The following is an 18,521-nucleotide window of genomic DNA, read 5'->3' as shown; positions in this document are numbered from 1 at the left end:
ATCAAGACAAACATCCCTGCATGAAACGAAAATTTCTTCAGCTACTAATCGGACTGCTGGCCAGTATTCCTGGCATTGCCCAAAGAAACTTCGATTATTCCCTGGTTCCGGACTCGCTAAAAAAGGATGCCAATGCAGTCGTCCGTTCCTACTCAACGATTTATAACCGGCTTTCGGTTGAGGAATATACGCTCACGGTCAACTATGTGGCAACCATACTGAACGAGAAGGGCTCATCGGCTGCCGAACTGCTGATCAACTACGACAACAACTCCGAGGTTGCCGACCTGCAAGGGGCCATTTACGATGAAAAAGGGATATATGTAAAATCCATCAAAAAGAAGAATTTTAACGATTATGCCTTTAATAACAGCTTTACACTCTACAGCGACAACCGGGTTAAACAATACAGCCCCTCGGCAACCAGTTATCCTTACACAGTTGCCTATACCTACTCCATCGAATATAAAAGCACCGTTGGTTTTCCAATCTGGTTTCCTCAAATGGGGTTCGGGGTATCGGCCGAAGAGGCCGAATTGGTCATCAACACCCCGGAAATATTGGGATTGAATCACATGCCATTGAATTATCCATTTCGCTTTGAAGAAACAACCAGCGGCACCTCCAAACATTTCAAATGGACGGCAACCGCGTTGAAAGCAATTACCTACGAACCCGGCCTGCCCGACCACCTGGACATCTTCCCCTCCGTGCTTTTATCGCCAAACGATATTGCTTATGAAGGGACTACGGGAAATTTTACCAGCTGGGAAGATTACGGCAAATGGGTATATAGCCTGATTGACAAGCGCGACGGACTTCCGGCAGAAACCCTGGCTGAAATTAAATTACTTACCGGCCCCATTGCCGACGCAAAAGAAAAAGCAGAAGCGCTCTACAAATACATGCAGCAAAAAACCAGGTATGTCAATATTGCCTTGGGGATCGGCGGATTTCAGCCAATGGCGGCAACGGAAGTTCACCAAAAAGGATACGGCGACTGCAAAGCACTGAGCAACTACATGAAAGCCCTGCTTAACGGAATCGGGATCGAGGCATACTATACCGAAATCGGCAGCGGAGCGTACCGGAAAATTAAATTTCCCGAATTCCCAAGCGTCAACCAAACAAACCACGTCATTCTTTGTATGCCGAATGGGAAAGATACCATCTGGCTTGAATGTACAAACCAGAACCTGCCTTTCGGTTACATCGGCGCAAACAATTCGGACCGGTACAGCCTGCTGGTTACCCCAAACGGTGGAAAACTTGCCCGAACACCGACCTATGAAACAAGGAAAAACACCCGGAACTCAAACATCCAGGTCAGTCTGTTTGGCAACGGAAGCGCCCGAATAGAGTTCACCGCAGACTTTCGGAACTATTTATACGAAGATGTATTCTACCTGATCGGCCAATCGAAAGAAGAACAGAAAAAAGAGTTGCTGAAAACCCTTTCGCGCGGTGATCTTCAGATTGATGGCTTCTCCCTGACAGATGTGTCCGGCGACGATGCAAAAGCCACGTTGCAGCTAAACGGACAAATGAACAGTTATGCCGTCACCGGAGGAAACCGGATTTTTGTTGAACCCAACCTGATGTTCCGCCACGCTTTTGCCGGAAACCAGATGAAAAACCGGAAACAAAATTTATATGAAGCGGTTGGCTATGCATATAATGACACACTCAACCTGACCATCCCCCTGAATACTTCCATCGAATTCCTGCCAAACGACAACGAATTTTCTTCGCCCTATGGTTCCTACAAAATTACTTACCAAAAATTGGGCGACACCCAAATCCGGGTGAGCCGACAAATCACCATCCATAAGGGAAACTTTCCCCCGGAGGAATTCGGTACCATAAATGCCTTTTTAACTGGGGTATTACGCCAGGATAAGGAAAAAATTGTTTTACTGGTCGGCAAAACCTAGCGAGGCCGTTATCATTTCATAAAAGACTGACCAACTTAAAAAGGAACGCTTCTTCATTTAATGAAAAGCAGAAAAACACAAAAGGAGAGATTTCCCAGCCTCTACCAGCTTTTGCATATTCCGATGAGCAAGGTCCTTTCTCTTTCAAACATTCCTTTTCTATAAACATGCGATGCCTCCGGCATCAAATTAGATCAATCGGGAGCCTTTAGCTCACCCTTCGGCGCCGCCCCCCAAGCTGTCGCCGCTTTTTAACCAGTGCCTTACCCATCCCGGCAAACTTTTGCTTTTTCAAAGCAAGGCACGGTCACAGTCCTGCGCCACTGAAGGAGTTCATCCGGCGCCCCCGGACTATCGTCTGGCACCTTTACTCAGCGGGTGACTTGAAGTCACCCGCTGAGCAGCAGCCTGCAACCAAATGCTTTTGTTGCTGCCACTGATCGGATGACTTGGAGTCATCCGATCAGTGGCAGCCTGCAGCATTAAAATTCAAGCCAAATTCTGTAGCAGTTTCTTTGCGAATTAACTTTCCGCTTCTGTCTCCCGCATAATCCAATGCCGATGAAAATTCCCAATCCGTTATTTCTTTGACCAGTCCATCTTTGACCGGATTGGCATGGATATAATCAAAACACACCTGAGGGTAGGCCTTCTCTGGATGGTCAACATGAATTATTGCTCCATATTTGGATTGAAACCAGGCAGGTGAAATACCATCGATTTTGGTGAGGCAGAGGGCTTTGGTCTTTGCCTGAAACAATGAGCCATGCGTTTTCTCTTGCTTTTGGATTGCACGTGTGTATGACCTTAAGATAATGGCGATTGAGTTGTTCAACGAACGCCGTTTATTGATCCGATGACTCGCAGTCATCGGATCAATGGCAACGCCTGCTGCATCTTTACTGATCGGATGACTTAAAGTCATCCGATCAGTATCAACCAGATCTATTTCAACCTGGTTGACATGCACCATCAAATGAAAATGATTGGGCATGAGACACCAAGCTAAAATATCGGCATGAGGCACGATGTGCGTTTTAACTTTCGTCAGAAAAAACAAATAATTATCCCGGTTGAAGAAAATCTTCTGCGAATTGTTTCCCCGGTTAAAGATGTGGTATAAATGCCCCGTTTCAAATTGCATGGGTGTGGTGTTTGAGGTTTGAGTGTTAAAGGTCTTGCTGTACTGATCGGATGACTTAGAATCATCTGCTGAGTGGCAGCCTGTTGCTGTACTGATCGGATGACTTAGAGTCATCCGATCAGTGGAAGCATTGATCTGGAGGGTCGGCGAGTTCGTCTGGCGCCTCCGGACTGACTCCGTGTCAGGCAGTGAGTTCGTCTGGCTACCCGGCGAGTGCTTCTGGCTGCTCAGCGGGTTCGTCTGGCCGGTAGCTGAGTTCGTCTGGCAACTAAGCGTCATCGTCCGGGCACTTGGCGGGTTCGTCTGGCTAGCAGGCGCCATCCTCTGGCTTATGGGCAGCCTGTTCAAGACAACCGGCAACCAGGTTTCCCCGGTCGCCGGTTTTGTCTCAATCCAAGCAAACTTCTTTTCCCGGGTTCAATCAACAATCACCCGGGCGCGGGTATATTCCCAGAAAAAGGGTTGATCGGCATATTCGAAGCGGATCATCAGCTTATCCATCTTTCGCTTTAGCAACTGGTCCACCTGCGCCAGCAACTCTTCAAGCATGCTCATGGCTGCAAAGGCCTGGTTGCGGATGGTTCGCGGCTGCCCAATCAGGGTTTTAAAGCTGTCGAGGCTGGTTTCGGTTTCCACCACCATCGCTTCGGTAAGCATAAAATCGGCCAGCTCGGGCAGCAGGTTCCGGGCGATGGTTAAAACCGGCTTCACGGCCCCTTCCACGTCGGTTTCGCGGCAGGTTAACAAGTCCGACTTGACCAGTTTTACCTGACTGGCCAGGACCTCGTCGTCGTTAAAAGCGGCGTAAGCCTGCAAAATGCCGGAGATACTCACCGCTTTTTCGGCCAAACCCCGGCGCATGGTTTCTTTCTGCGCGGTGGTGCCAAGGCTGGCCGCATTGGTTTCTTCATTTTTCGCTTCAATACGCTGAATCAGTTCATCCAGCTCGTTTTTGACGGTCACCATCACCGGAATCGTGTTCCAGCGTTGGGTGTGATTGTCAAGCACCGTTTGCGTAGCCAGGTACATACGCATGTGCTTGTTCTGTTCTTGATTCATTCCTGTTACTTTTTAAATGATTAATACTGAACGCATTTTCATTTCCACCGTCTAAAGCAGCATAAAATAACAAAAATTATTGTTTACTGAAAAGATGTTGATGAGCATATCAAAACGAAAAAAGCCCTCCAAACGGAAGGCTTTCAGTACATGTATGGTATGATTTTCTTATTCCAGATAGGTATAACCGTACAGGCCCGAGCGGTAGTTCGACAGGAATTCCTTGCCTTCTTCGGCGGTAATTTTTCCGGCCTTTACGGAGGTGGTTACCCAGGTTTCTACCATGCGCACCATCTTTTTGGGGTTGTACTGCACGTAGTCGAGCACCTCGGCCACAGTTTCCCCGTCAATCACTTGGTCGATGCTGTAGGTGTCGCCGTTAACCGATACGTGTACCGCGTTGGTATCGCCAAACAGGTTGTGCAGGTCGCCCAGGATTTCCTGGTAAGCGCCCACCAGGAACACGCCGATGTAATACGGTTCGCGCGCCTTCAACGAGTGCACGGGCAGGTCGTACGAAATATTCCGGGTAGAGATGAAGTTATCGATCTTTCCGTCCGAGTCACAGGTAATGTCCTGCAAGGTGGCCGAACGATCGGGTTTTTCGTCCAACCGGTGAATGGGCATGATCGGGAAAATCTGGTCGATGGCCCAGGAATCGGGCAGGGACTGGAACAGCGAGAAGTTGCAGAAATATTTATCCGACAGCAATTTCGACATCGACATCAATTCCTCGGGAACATGACGCATTTTGCTGGTCATCCGATGGATTTCGCGGGCGATTGACCAAAACAGACGTTCGATCTGCGCACGGGTTTTCAGGTCGATCAGTCCAAAGCTAAAACGGTCCAGCGCTTCCTCGCGTATTTGCTGGGCATCGTGCCAGGCTTCGAGCATGCGGGTAGCATTCAGCATTTCCCACAGGTTATAAAGTTCCTGCACCAGCTCGTGGTCATTCTCGCTCACCTCCACATCGTCATCCCAACTGGGCAGCGATGTTGATTCCAGCACTTCGAAAATCAGCACCGAGTGATGGGCCGTCAGCGACCGTCCCGATTCGGTAATGATGTTTGGGTGGGGAATGCCGTTTTTATCGCTCGCATCTACCATGGTCGATACGGCATCGTTCACATATTCCTGAATGCTGTAGTTCACGCTGCTCTCGCGGTTGGCCGAGCGGGTACCATCGTAATCGACACCCAAACCGCCGCCGATGTCCACAAAATCGAGCTTAAAGCCCAGCTTGCACAGCTGCACATAAAACTGGGCGGCTTCGCGCAGGGCAATTTTAATCCGGCGTATTTTATTCACCTGGCTACCGATATGGAAGTGGACCAATTTCAGGCAGTCCCTCAGGTTATTCTTGTCCAGGTAATCCAGCGCTTCAAGCACCTCACTGGAGGTAAGGCCAAATTTGCTGACATCGCCCCCTGAGTTTTCCCATTTGCCGCTGCCGCTGCTGGCCAGCTTGATGCGGATCCCCAGGTTGGGCTTAATTTTCAGCCGCTTGGCTACCCGGGCAATCAATTTCAGTTCGTTTAGTTTTTCGACCACCACAAAAATGCGGCGTCCCATTTTTTGGGCCAGCAAGGCCAGCTCAATATAGTCTTCATCTTTATAGCCGTTGCAGATAATCAGCGAATCGTTATCGGTGTTGATGGCAATTACGGCATGAAGTTCGGGTTTGGAACCGGCTTCGAGGCCGATGTTAAACTTCTGGCCATGACTGACAATCTCTTCGACCACCGGGCGCATCTGGTTTACCTTTATCGGGTAAATGATGAAGTTCTTCCCTTGATAGTCATACTCGTTGGCTGCAATTTTAAAGCAGTTGGTCATCTTCTCGATCCGGCTGTTCAAGATGTCCGGGAAGCGTACCAGCATGGGCAGCGCCACGTCGCGTAGCTGCAACTCATCAATCAACTCTTTCAGATCAATCTCGGGACCTCCTTTTTGCGGTGTCACCACCACATTTCCCTTGTCGCTGATCGAAAAATAGTTGATGCCCCAACCGTTAATGTTGTAGAGCTCTTCAGTGTCCTCAATGCGCCATTTTCTCATTCTTCAATAACAATAATCTGATTTAAAACAGGGTTGATTTTTTTGGAACGCCAAATATAGTTTTTTTACAAATGCCACCCTTCTTTTAACGAATTGAATTTTAGCAAAATCAAATTTCAACAATTTACGACTTTATCCCAAACGAAAGAGGAAAATTAATAGTTTCCCGACTGCTTTTTTCCACCACGAAACGAATAAGACCCCGTCTGATTTTTTGTAACAAGGATTTAATGGGGTGAAATTTCCGGGATGTCGGTGAAAACTGTTTCTTTGGCAAACATTACTACATTTGTTACACGAATACGAAACCATGAAAGAATATATACAACTGCTGCGGCAAATGATCCAAACGCCTTCGATCAGCCGCGAAGAAGACGCGGTTGCCGCACTGGTCCGCAACCTCCTGAGCGCAAAAGGAATTCCGTTTATGGTGAAGAACAACAACACCTGGGCAAAAAATGCATACTGGCAAGAGGGCAAGCCTGTCGTATTGCTGAATTCGCACATCGACACGGTAAAGCCTGCGAACAACTGGACAAAAGATCCGTTTGGGGCCGAATTGGAAGGCGATAAGCTGACCGGCCTGGGCAGCAACGATGCCGGGGCTTCGCTGGTTACGCTGATGGCCGTTTTTATCCGGCTGAATGAACAGGTTGATTTACCCTTCAACCTGATTTATGCCGCATCGGCCGAAGAAGAAATTTCGGGCGCCAACGGCATGGAAAGTTTAATCGGCGAATTTGGCCCGGTTGACCTGGCCCTGGTGGGCGAACCTACCCAAATGCAAATGGCCATCGCCGAAAAAGGACTGATGGTGCTGGATTGCACCGCGCATGGCAAGGCAGGCCATGCCGCCCGCAACGAAGGCGAAAATGCGCTCTACAAGGCTATTGACGACATTCAGCGCATACGTGATTACCAATTTGAAAACGTATCGGAAGTGCTTGGGGCCGTAAAACTTTCGGTCACCCAGATCAATGCCGGTTACCAGCACAACGTAGTGCCCGACACCTGCACCTTTGTGGTGGATGTACGCACCAACGAACACTATTCCAATCAACAGGCTTTTGAAATCATCAGCCAGTTACTGAATTCGGAAGTGAAAGCCCGCTCGTTTAAACTCAACTCCTCGGGGATTCCGGTGAGCCATCCCATCGTGAAACGGGGGCTTGAACTGGGCCTTTCGTATTACGGATCTCCAACCACCTCCGACCAGGCAGTGATGCCTTTCCCTTCCATCAAAATAGGGCCAGGCGACAGCGCCCGTTCGCATACTGCTGACGAGTATATCCTGCTTTCGGAAATAGAACAGGGATTTCAGATATATCTGAACTTGCTGGAGGGGCTGGAACTCTAGTATTGCTTCGGCCACCCTTCCGGCAACTGCCGGATCAGTGTCTATTTCCTGCACAGATGCTGAAACAAGTTCAGCATGATGTTACGCTGAGGCCGGTTTGACTGATACCAGTTTTCATTTCGTTAATAGACGAAAAAAAGTCCCACCGAAGCGGGACTTTTAGAAATCAATTTGTTATGCTAAAAAACTATTTGTTCACATTCAGGAAACTGTGGACATGAGCGGCGGCAACCTTGCCTGCTTCAATGGCATGTACCACCAGACTGGCTCCCCGTTCCACATCGCCGGCAGCAAAAACTTTATCCACCGAGCATTGTTTTTTCTGGTTCACCTTCACATTGCCACGGGCATCGTATTCCACACCCAGCTCATCCAATAATCCAACATGTACCGGCTGGGTGAAACCCATCGACAGCAGCACCAGGTCAGCTTTGATAATTTCCTCTGTACCTGGAATTTCTTCCATAATCCAGCGGCCTTTCTCATCTTTTTCCCATTTCACCTGGGCGATTTCGGCTTGTTTTACCACTCCGTTTTCACCAATCAGGCGTTTGGTTGTCAGCGCCCAACGACGTTCGCAACCTTCCAGGTGTGAGCTGGAAGTACGCAGCGTGTTGGGCCAGTACGGCCACGGATTATTATCTTCGCGCTCAACCGGCGGCTTGGGCATAATCTCGATTTGCGTCACGCTGGCAGCTTTCTGGCGGATGGATGTTCCCACACAGTCGGAACCGGTATCTCCACCACCAATCACCAACACATGTTTTCCTTCGGCCAGCAAGCGTGCATCGTCGGCAATTTTCTGGCCAGCTACCACCTTATTTTGCTGGGTTAGAAAATCCATGGCAAAGTAAACGCCTTTCAGTTCGCGGCCTTCCACGCCGAGGTCGCGGGGTTGTTCCGCCCCCATCGCCAGTACGATCGCATCGTATTCTGCCATCAATTCCTCCCGGGTTACATCCACTCCAACATTCACGTTGGTTTTCAGGATCATCCCTTCGGCTTCGAAGATGGCCAAACGACGGTCGATCACTCCCTTATTCAATTTGAAATCGGGAATACCGTAGCGTAACAAGCCGCCAATGGCATCGTTTTTTTCGAAAACAGTAACGGTATGTCCTGCACGGTTCAGCAGGTCGGCAGCCGACAGTCCGGCAGGACCGGAACCGATAACAGCCACTTTTTTGCCGGTGCGCACTTTGGGCGGGTTGGGCAGGATGTAACCGTTCTCGAATGCCCGTTCCACAGTGGCACATTCGTTTTCACGAATGGTCACCGGCTCATTGTGGATGTTCAGCACGCAAGCTTTTTCGCAGGGTGCGGGACACACACGCCCGGTAAACTCGGGAAAGCTGTTGGTTGAGTGAAGGATTTCGTATGCTTCGCGGTCTTCTTTGTGGAAAAGCGCATCCTGCCATTCGGGGATTTTGCTCCCCACCGGGCACCCCCAGTGGCAGAATGGCACACCGCAATCCATGCAACGTGAAGCCTGCAATCTTCTGTCGTCCTCGTTCAGGGTCTGTTCTACTTCCCCGTAATCATATATTCTTTCATTTAAAGGCCGGTAGCCGCTTTCCTTGCGGACTACTTTCATAAAACCTCTTGGATCTGCCATAATCTTCTAAATCTTTTTCTATTGTTTCAACTGGTTTTTTGGTACTATTCGTGTCGTCTTGGGTCGTCTTCAGTCAACTGAAGTTTACGCTCAATCTCCCGAAGTTTTATTTCCTCCAATACTTTTTTGTATTCGAACGGAATGACTTTCACGAATTTCGGCAGGTATTCTTCCCAGTTTGTCAGAATGGTTGCCGCCAAAGAACTTTGCGTATATAGCAAGTGTTTACTGATCATTTTCTGCAACTCGTCCACATCCGCCTTATCCTCAACCGGAGAAAGCTCAACCAGCCCTTTGTTACAATAGTAGTCGAAATTGCCGTCAACATCGAGCACATAAGCAATACCGCCACTCATACCGGCAGCAAAGTTACGGCCTGTTTTTCCGAGCACCACAACGCGTCCGCCGGTCATGTACTCGCAACAGTGGTCGCCGGTGCCTTCAACTACCGTTTTGGCACCCGAGTTACGCACACAGAAACGCTCGCCGGCTACCCCGCGGATATATCCTTCGCCATTGGTAGCACCATAGAAAGTGGTATTTCCAATAATGATGTTCTCTTCGGGTTTGAACGTTGAACCGACTGGCGGGACCACGATGATTTTACCGCCCGATAAACCTTTCCCGATATAGTCATTGGCATCTCCTTCCAGGCGGAACGTAATCCCCTTCACCATGAAGGCGCCAAAACTTTGTCCCGCAGTGCCTTTAAAAGTGCAGTTGATGGTGTCCTCCGGCAGGGCTTCTTCGCCGTAGCGTTTTGAAATCTCGCCCGACAACATGGCTCCAATCGTACGGTCGGTATTAATGATCGGATGAGAAATCCAAACCTTCTCCTTGCCTTTGATCGCTTTGCCGGCATCCAGGATTAACTTATGATCCAGATGGTCCTCAATCGATTTCAGGTTTGGATACGTGTTATAGATATCGTATTCTTTAGCTTCTTTCGGCAAATACAGGATTTGCGAGAAGTCGATATTTTTCATTTTCCAGTTGCCCACTTCCGGGTCAACTTCGAGCAGGTCAGTGCGGCCTACCAAATCGTCAAATTTGCTGATACCCATTTCGGCCATACACTCCCGGACTTCTTCGGCAATAAAACGGAAGAAGTTGATAACAAATTCGGTTTTCCCGATGAAACGCTTCCTCAGGTTTTCATCCTGAGTGGCTATACCGGCCGGGCAGGTATTCAGGTGACATTTCCTCATCATGATACATCCCATCACGATCAGGGCAGATGTAGAGAAACCAAACTCTTCGCCACCCATACAAGCCAGGGTAACTACGTCGCGACCATTTTTCAGCTGACCGTCCACCTGTAATTTTACACGACCGCGCAGGTTGTTCATCACCAAGGTTTGCTGGGTTTCAGCAATCCCCATTTCAACCGGCAAACCGGCGTGTTTGATGGAGCTTGCCGGGCTCGCACCGGTTCCGCCTTCACCGCCCGAAATGATAATCAGGTCGGAATAGGCTTTGGCCACACCGGCAGCAACGGTACCTACACCTGCTTCAGCAACCAGTTTCACTGAAACTTTGGCTTTGGGATTCGTTACTTTCAGGTCGTAAATCAACTGCGCCAAGTCTTCAATCGAGTAAATATCGTGGTGCGGCGGAGGTGAAATCAGTGTAATACCTGGTGTGGAGTTACGGGTTTTTGCAATAATTTTATTGACTTTGAAACCTGGCAACTGTCCTCCCTCACCGGGTTTTGCACCCTGACAAACCTTAATCTGAAGTTCGTGGGCATTGGTCAGGTAGTTGTTGGTTACCCCAAAACGACCTGAGGCAATTTGTTTGATCGCGCTTTGTTTCAGCGTTCCGAAACGTTCGGGGTCTTCACCACCCTCTCCGGTATTGCTGCGTCCGCCAATCGTATTCATGGCCATCGCCAGCGTTTCATGTGCTTCTTTACTGATGGAGCCATACGACATGGCGCCGGTCACGAAGCGCTTCATGATATTATCAACCGGTTCTACCTGATCCAGCGGGATCGGGTTCTTTTTGAACCTGAAACAACCCCGGATAAAGCCGGGTTTGCGGTTATCTTGCTGAACCAGGTTACTGTATTCTTTGTATTTATTGTAATCGTTTGTGCGGGTAGCCCACTGCAACAGACCGATTGCCTCGGGGTTCCAGGCGTGATGTTCGCCATATTTCCTCCAGGCATAAGTACCCGAGTTTTCAAAACGGAAAAATTCAGGAGTAGCTACTGTTTTATAGGCTGCCTCGTGCAGGCGCTTGTATTCTTCGGCAATCTCACTCAAACCAATACCACTCAGTCGCGAGGTGGTGCCGGTGAAATATTTGGCAATCAAGTCGCGGCTAACGCCCATGGCTTCGAACATCTGAGCCCCGTGGTAGGAACGCAGCGTGGAGATACCCATTTTCGACATGATTTTCAGCAAGCCTTTGTCAACCGCCTTGATGTAGTTTTTGCGCGCTTCTTTGTACTCCAGCTCAATTTTACCTTCTTTCACCAGGTAATCGACAGCGGCAAAAGCCATATAGGGGTTGATCACGCTGGCGCCGTAACCAAGCAACAAGGCAAAATGGTTCACCTCGCGGGCTTCGGCCGTTTCCACAATGATTCCCACCTGCATGCGTTTCTTTTTCTCAATCAGATGATGGTGAACAGCCGACACCGCCAGCAGGGATGGGAACGGTGCTGTTTCGGCATCCACGCCCCGGTCGGACAGGATGATGAAATTCTTTTGTTCATCCACCGCTTTTTCGGCCATTTCGAGCATGGCCTCAAACGCTTTGATGAAGCCAGCCTCTCCCTCTTTCACCGGGAAAACCATCGGAATGGTTTGATGGCTGAACATTTCATCTTTCAGGTCCTTAATTTTCCCCAGGTCGGTATTGGTAATCAGCGGACTGTCAAACTTAATCAGCTTGCAGTGCTCGGGACTTTCAGTCAGGATGTTTGAATGCAGGGAACCGATATAGTTGGTCAGCGACATTACCAATCCTTCACGAATGGGGTCGATGGCCGGATTGGTTACCTGGGCAAACATTTGTTTGAAATAGTTAAAAAAGCGTTGCGGTTGGTGCGAGAACACAGCCAGCGGGGTATCGTTCCCCATCGAGCTGGTTGGTTCGGCTGCCGTTGCCGCCATTCCCTGAATGATCTCGTACATATCTTCCTTGGAATAGCTGAACACTTTGGAAAGTGTTTCAAATTCTTCCACTTCCGAGGGTACCCGCTTTTTCACTTTAATATCTTTCATGCGCATGCGGTTTTCTTTCAACCACATTTCGTATGGATTGCGTTTGCTCAATTCGGCTTTCACCTCATCGTCGGGAATAATGATACCCAATTTGGTATCAATGAGCATGATTTTACCCGGGCGCAAACGTCCTTTTTCTTTAATTTCTTCGGGAGCAAATTGTTGAACGCCCACTTCGGAGCCCATGATCACCAGGTCGTTTTTGGTGATAACGTAGCGGGAAGGGCGCAGGCCGTTCCGGTCGAGCGTACCGCCAATGTAGCGGCCATCCGAAAATACCATCGAAGCCGGACCATCCCACGGTTCCATAATCGTTGAATGGTATTCGTAGAAGGCTTTCAGGCTTTCCGGAATCGGGTTTTTCTCGTTGAACGATTCGGGGATCATCATACACAGGGCATGGTGCATCGAACGTCCGGTCAGGTGCAGGAATTCCAGCACGTTATCAAACGAAGCCGAGTCGGATTTTCCATCTTCAATTACCGGCAACAATTTTTTCAGATCTTCGCCAAAAACTTCTGATTTCAGAAGGGCCTCGCGGGCCTGCATCCATTTGCGGTTCCCTTTCACGGTGTTGATCTCGCCGTTGTGAGCCAGAAAGCGGAAAGGTTGCGCCAAGTCCCAGGTTGGGAAAGTATTGGTACTGAAACGCGAGTGTACCAAGGCAATCGCTGACTTACATTTTTCGTGTTGCAGATCTTTGAAATACTCACCCAGCTGCGCAGGCGTAAGCATTCCTTTATATACAATGGTTCGGGAAGAGAAGCTAGGTTGATAGAAAGCTTCTTTGTGCTCCAAACCTGATTTTACAATAGCATGTTCCGTTAGCTTGCGGACAATGTACAGTTTACGCTCCAAGGCTTCCGGTTCCAGATCGGCCTTAACAAAAACCTGCTTAATGACGGGCTCGGTGCGCTTAGCGATTTCGCCGGGGGCAGAACCGTCAACAGGAACATCGCGGAAAGCAATCAGTTCGAGACCTTCTTCCTTGATATGTTTGGTCAGAATATCCAGGCAAATGTCAGCTTCAGCAGCATGACGAGGCAAAAATATCAACCCTGTACCGTACTTTCCGGCATCGGGCAGGTCTATTTTAGCGACCGTTTTAAAATATTCATGCGGAATTTGCATGAGGATTCCGGCTCCGTCGCCGGTTGCATTATCAGCACTGGTAGCACCGCGGTGATCGAGGTTTTCGAGCACTTTTAGCCCGCGTTGGACAATGTCGTGAGACGCTTGCCCCTTGATATGAGCCACGAAGCCAATCCCACAATTGTCATGCTCATTGGCAGAGTCGTACATCCCCTGCGCTTTTGGAAATCTAAATTGCATCATCTATACATTTTTATATTTTATTCACCTAAGTCCCGTTCTGACCAACAAGGACACCACATCCATCACCAATTCATCATTGATGATTAAAATTTATAAGCAAAACCCGCAAAAATCTTACGAAGTGAAAGCAAAAATAGCCAAAAATCGAATATTACCCAATTTCTTCATCAAAAAAGGATGCTCGACAACATGATTTCAAACTTTCCCTTTTGGATACTTTTTTGCAAACAAATGAAATCAAAGCACTTACACTTTTCTGCGAACTTTTTACCCCAAAAAGCAAACTTTCAAAGATAACGTTTTATTAACAGAAAAGCCGCTATTTCAGCAATTTACTCAATGCCTCGTCTGTTCGTCTGAAATCAAAACAGGCAATCACCGAAGCCATTTTTGCGCTTATTTCAGGCAAGCACAAATTTCCAAGACTTCCGGCATGCGTATGCTCAATCCGACGGTCGGGCTGGTAATTGCCCGACTGAATACTCATGCCCACCTGCTTGTAAGCATCCCGGAAAGGCACACCCTGCATCACCAGACGATTCACATCCTCCACGCTATATACGTATTTATAACGGTCGTCGTCCAGCAAACCGGCTTTGACAGTAATTTCCGAAAGAGCAAAAATGGCTATTTCCAGACAGTTCTTCAGATCCTGAAATGCAGGCAGAAAAACTTCTTTCACAATTTGCAGGTCGCGAAAATAACCACTGGGCAGATTATTGACCATCATCGTAATCTGAGTTGGCATAGCCTGCAATTTATTGCAGTGTGAGCGCATCAGCTCAAAAACATCGGGATTTTTCTTATGCGGCATTATGCTGGAGCCGGTCGTCAATTCATCGGGCAGGGACACAAAGCCAAAATTCTGGCTCATAAACAAGCATACGTCGTAAGCCAGTTTCGAGAGAGTTGCCGCTACCGACGACAAGGCAAAAGCCACAGACTTCTCCATCTTACCGCGCCCCATCTGCGCATAAATTACATTGTAGTTCATTTGTTCAAAGCCGAGCAGTTCGGTTGTCATCTGCCGGTTAAGGGGAAAAGACGAGCCGTAACCAGCCGCCGAACCCAACGGATTTTGGTTAACAATGCGGTAAGCTGCCTGCATCAGCAGGTAATCGTCGGCAAGACTTTCAGCATAAGCGCTAAACCAAAGGCCAAACGACGAAGGCATGGCCACCTGCAAATGCGTGTAGCCGGGCATTAAAAAATCCTTATATTTTTCGGACTGAGCAATCAGCACATCAAACAGCTTGCTTCCCAACTCCACAATCTCGCGGATTTCGTTACGGGCAAACAATTTCAGGTCGAGCAAAACCTGGTCGTTCCGCGAACGGCCGCTGTGAATTTTCTTTCCCACATCGCCCAACTTACGGGTAAGCATGGTTTCGACTTGGGAGTGGACATCTTCAATGCCGTCCTCAATCACAAAACTACCCTGCTCCGCCAACTGAAAAATCACCTTCAATTCAGCAAGCAATTTATCAAGTTCATCCTTTTCCAGCAAACCAATCGATTGCAACATGGTAGCGTGGGCCATAGAACCCAGCACATCATATTTGGCCAGGTAAAGATCCAGCTCGCGATCTTTGCCCACGGTAAAGTCTTCAATAAGTTTATTAACGGAATAGCCCTTGTCCCAAAGTTTCATTTTGAAAGAATTTTGGCCAAATATACTTAGAATCTGCCTAAAAATCTAACTCAAGCCACCCGGAATGCAAGGATTCAAATGGAATAGATGACAAGGTTTATTACAAAGAAACAAGCACTCGGCGAAAACAATGTCCGCCCCGAATTATTGCAAATCGGTTTATTTTCTGTTACAATAAAAGACCTGCCTTCAGCCTTCCTCAAATTTTGACCAATTTTGCCCGAAACTGATTGAAAAGATTAAGCCAAAAAGCCATTCCTCATGTTCGAACGAAACAAACTTTCCTTCATCGCGATATTTGCCCTTCTGCTGGCACTGGCAGCTTATTACTTCGGATTGTTTATCGACCTGACGGGCGATGCCGGTAAATATGCCGCCATTGCCCGGCATATCACAGAAAGTGGCGACTACATCAACCTGAAAATACATGGCGATGCCTACGACCAGAAACCTCCTTTGCTTTTTTGGCTCGCAGCGCTGGGCTTCAAGATTGGCGGACTTAATAATCCCAGCTTCAAAATATTCCCGGTGCTGTATGGCTTCCTGGGCATTTTCTTCACCTACAAACTCGGACAAAGCCTGTATAACAAGCGTACCGGACAACTAGCAGCCAGCATGCTGTTCTTTTCGCAGTTCTACTTTTTATATTGTATGGACATCCATACTGATCTGCTGCTGCAAGCGAATGTAGCATTGGCCATTTGGCAGCTTTCAGAATATCTGAAGCGACGAAAGGCCCTGAATTTCATCCTGGCTTTTACAGGCATTGGCCTGGCCATGATGAGCAAAGGCCCGATTGGTGGCGCTGTGCCTGCCTTCGCCCTGGGAGCACACCTGTTGCTGAAAGGCGACTTCAAGCAACTTTTTCACCCCAAATGGCTGGCGGGGATCACCATTTCCCTGCTCGTTGCTTCGCCCGCTTTCATCGGCTTGCAAAATCAGTTTGGACCAGAAGGCCTCCGGTTTTTCTTTTGGACCAACAACGTGGGACGCATCTCAGGAGAGTATGTCGGCAACAACACAGACCATCTTTTTTATATACACAACCTCCTTTATTTATACGCTCCCTGGTCATTACTGCTTTTTGCCAGCATCTTCTTCGAATTTAAAGCAATCGTTAGCAATCCCCTCAAACAGCAAGAACACTTCCTTCTCGGGGGCATCTGGGTCTATTTCATTATTATCTCGCTGGCACGGGGGAAAGCGCCCAATTATATTTTCATTTTGGTACCGATGCTATCGGTATTGACCGCCAAATGGACGGTTCATTTTTTAAACAAACCCGAAAGCAAAGAACTAAAAACCATACAACTTTTTCAGGGCATCTCTTTCGGACTGATAGCGTTTTTTCTGTTAGCCCTGATTATTTACCTGTTTCCTTCCGGAAACCCGTTTTACTGGGTGCTGCTACTGGCGGTGGGCACTGCATGTTTGTTTATATACCTGCAAAAAGGATTCGTAACCGAGAAACTATTGCTCCCTTCTGTTTTATTAATAGCGTTGACCAATCTCTACCTCAACCGGCAGGTTTTTCCATACACCTTCAGTTTTCAATCGTCGGTAGAAACAGCCAGGCTTTTTAACGAACAGGCAGGTCCCGATGAACAACTATACAATTATCTATACGACCAGTATGAATTGTTTTTCTACGGGAAAGCTAACGCCACACAAATAAAAGACAAATCGCAACTACTGGAAACACTCCAACGTCCGGGATCCTGGATTTACACCACCCCTGCCGGGCTCGACAGCATCCGACAAACCGGGATCGCTGCCAAAAACATCATACCCCTGAAAAATAAAAACATGAACCGGACCGGGATCAAGTTTATTATCCCCCAGCTTCGTGAGAGCTCATTAGATACCATGTACCTGGTACGAACCAACTGAATTTCCCCCAAAAGCACCCAATTTTCATCTTATTTTTCAGAAGGCTGCTAATTTCATACTTCCTCTTCCAAAAAAATACTTTATCAAAAACAACAAACAGCCAGCCTGATATAATACCACCAAATCAAATAATGTCTTTTTGAAACCTGAAAAGTCCCTATTCTATCGTTTTATTCTTTTTGCAACTCTATTCTGTCTTTTTACTTTTTTATATTTCATTTTTAGCATTTTTTGACACTTTGATAGATTGCGGCCATAAATCAACCATCAAAAAACATATTTTCTCAGAGACACCCCCCTATTTCAACTACCACTAGCTGATATTTTGATATTTTTCAGATCAAACCACCTGTATTTTCAGGGGTTTTGAATGTTAATTTTGCATTAATTGAATACATGCCCCCTATTTTTCGAGATCATTCTTTCAAAATATCTCTACTTTTGAACCGGAGATCAAAAACAAAGGGGGGTCATTTAAAAAAAGAGCATTTTTAAAAGATCACACACGTTAAAGCAAAACACAAAAAGAATTAATTACAAAAAGTTCAGTTTAACCCTTAAATTTTTTAATCATGAAAAAAGCATTTAAACTTTTAGTTTTTGGACTGGCAACTATTTTTGCTTTAAACGTTCAAGCACAAGAAAGCTCATGGAGCACAGGAGTTGATTTCGTCAGCAGCTATGTATGGCGCGGTACAAAATTCGGAACCGGACCGGCCATGCAGCCTTCAGTTGAGTTCAGCACAGGCGGTTTTGCCATTGGCGCCTGGGGATCGTACGGATTGACCATTGACGAAGCTGCCGAAGCCGACCTGTACGCCAGCTATGGTTTCGACTTGGGAGAATCTAGTTCACTGACCCTCACCCTGACGGACTACTACTTCCCCGGGTCGGAATATTTCGACGGCGACTCTCACTTCTTTGAACCGATGGTCAGCCTCGGATTGGGTGACTTCTCGTTGACTGCCGCATACATGAAAGGAAGCGATGACAGCGGCATTGAAGACGTTTATTTCGAAGCCGGATTAACAGCCGGAGCTGTTAACCTGTTTGTTGGCGCAGGAGACGGCGCCTACACAATGGACGGTGATTTCGACCTGTGTAACATTGGGATAGGCACTTCCAAAGAAATTAAAATCACCGACTCATTCTCACTTCCTGTTTCCGGAACTGCAATCCTGAACCCCTCAAGCGAACAGTTCCACATTGTTGTAGCTATCTCATTATAATCATTAAAACAGA

10 protein-coding genes are annotated in these 18,521 nt (G+C 47.7%); 4 read left to right on the top strand and 6 right to left on the bottom strand.

What is annotated here, in order from left to right; translation table 11 throughout:
* The first annotated feature begins 20 nt into the window (after positions 1-20).
* On the top strand, positions 21-1,934 hold the full coding sequence (locus tag N2K84_RS00150; RefSeq protein ID WP_282589724.1) for a DUF3857 domain-containing transglutaminase family protein: 1,914 nt from the start codon (positions 21-23) through the stop codon (positions 1,932-1,934).
* A 463-nt stretch (positions 1,935-2,397) separates the two neighbouring features.
* Here N2K84_RS00150 and N2K84_RS00145 read toward each other — a convergent pair whose 3' ends face one another.
* The 3 genes from N2K84_RS00145 to speA form a co-directional block, all read right to left on the bottom strand.
* A complete protein-coding gene (locus N2K84_RS00145) occupies positions 2,398-3,399 on the bottom strand; it encodes a hypothetical protein (protein WP_282589723.1) in 1,002 nt (333 codons plus the stop codon).
* A gap of 96 nt (positions 3,400-3,495) precedes the next feature.
* Positions 3,496-4,137, bottom strand: a complete 642-nt coding sequence (locus N2K84_RS00140; RefSeq protein ID WP_282589722.1) for a hypothetical protein — start codon at positions 4,135-4,137, stop codon at positions 3,496-3,498.
* A gap of 168 nt (positions 4,138-4,305) precedes the next feature.
* Entirely contained in the window at positions 4,306-6,198 is a 1,893-nt protein-coding gene (gene speA, locus N2K84_RS00135; RefSeq protein WP_282589721.1) for a biosynthetic arginine decarboxylase, read from the bottom strand.
* Positions 6,199-6,508: 310 nt separating this feature from the next.
* On the opposite strand from speA, the gene N2K84_RS00130 reads away from it, so the two are divergent.
* Entirely contained in the window at positions 6,509-7,555 is a 1,047-nt protein-coding gene (locus tag N2K84_RS00130) for a M20 family metallo-hydrolase (protein WP_282589720.1), read from the top strand.
* 187 nt (positions 7,556-7,742) lie between these two features.
* On the opposite strand, the gene N2K84_RS00125 is transcribed toward N2K84_RS00130, so the two are convergent.
* From N2K84_RS00125 to argH, 3 genes are all read right to left on the bottom strand, one after another.
* The gene (locus tag N2K84_RS00125; RefSeq protein WP_282589719.1) at positions 7,743-9,170 is read right to left on the bottom strand and encodes a glutamate synthase subunit beta; all 1,428 of its coding nucleotides are present in this window, start codon (positions 9,168-9,170) and stop codon (positions 7,743-7,745) included.
* Between the two features lie 44 nt (positions 9,171-9,214).
* Positions 9,215-13,738 carry a glutamate synthase large subunit gene (gene gltB / locus N2K84_RS00120; RefSeq protein WP_282589718.1) on the bottom strand — a complete coding sequence of 1,508 codons (4,524 nt, stop codon included), beginning with the start codon at positions 13,736-13,738 and terminating at the stop codon, positions 9,215-9,217.
* Positions 13,739-14,057: 319 nt separating this feature from the next.
* Entirely contained in the window at positions 14,058-15,389 is a 1,332-nt protein-coding gene (gene argH, locus N2K84_RS00115; RefSeq protein WP_282589717.1) for an argininosuccinate lyase, read from the bottom strand.
* Between the two features lie 261 nt (positions 15,390-15,650).
* On the opposite strand from argH, the gene N2K84_RS00110 reads away from it, so the two are divergent.
* Both N2K84_RS00110 and N2K84_RS00105 read left to right on the top strand, forming a co-directional pair.
* Positions 15,651-17,279 carry an ArnT family glycosyltransferase gene (locus N2K84_RS00110; protein ID WP_282589716.1) on the top strand — a complete coding sequence of 543 codons (1,629 nt, stop codon included), beginning with the start codon at positions 15,651-15,653 and terminating at the stop codon, positions 17,277-17,279.
* Between the two features lie 572 nt (positions 17,280-17,851).
* Entirely contained in the window at positions 17,852-18,508 is a 657-nt protein-coding gene (locus N2K84_RS00105) for a TorF family putative porin (protein ID WP_282589715.1), read from the top strand.
* Positions 18,509-18,521: the final 13 nt, after the last annotated feature.

Origin of the sequence: Gaoshiqia sediminis (assembly GCF_025907915.1) — a bacterium.
Lineage (GTDB): Bacteria > Bacteroidota > Bacteroidia > Bacteroidales > Prolixibacteraceae > Gaoshiqia > Gaoshiqia sediminis.
This window is presented reverse-complemented; position numbering and strand designations above follow the sequence as displayed.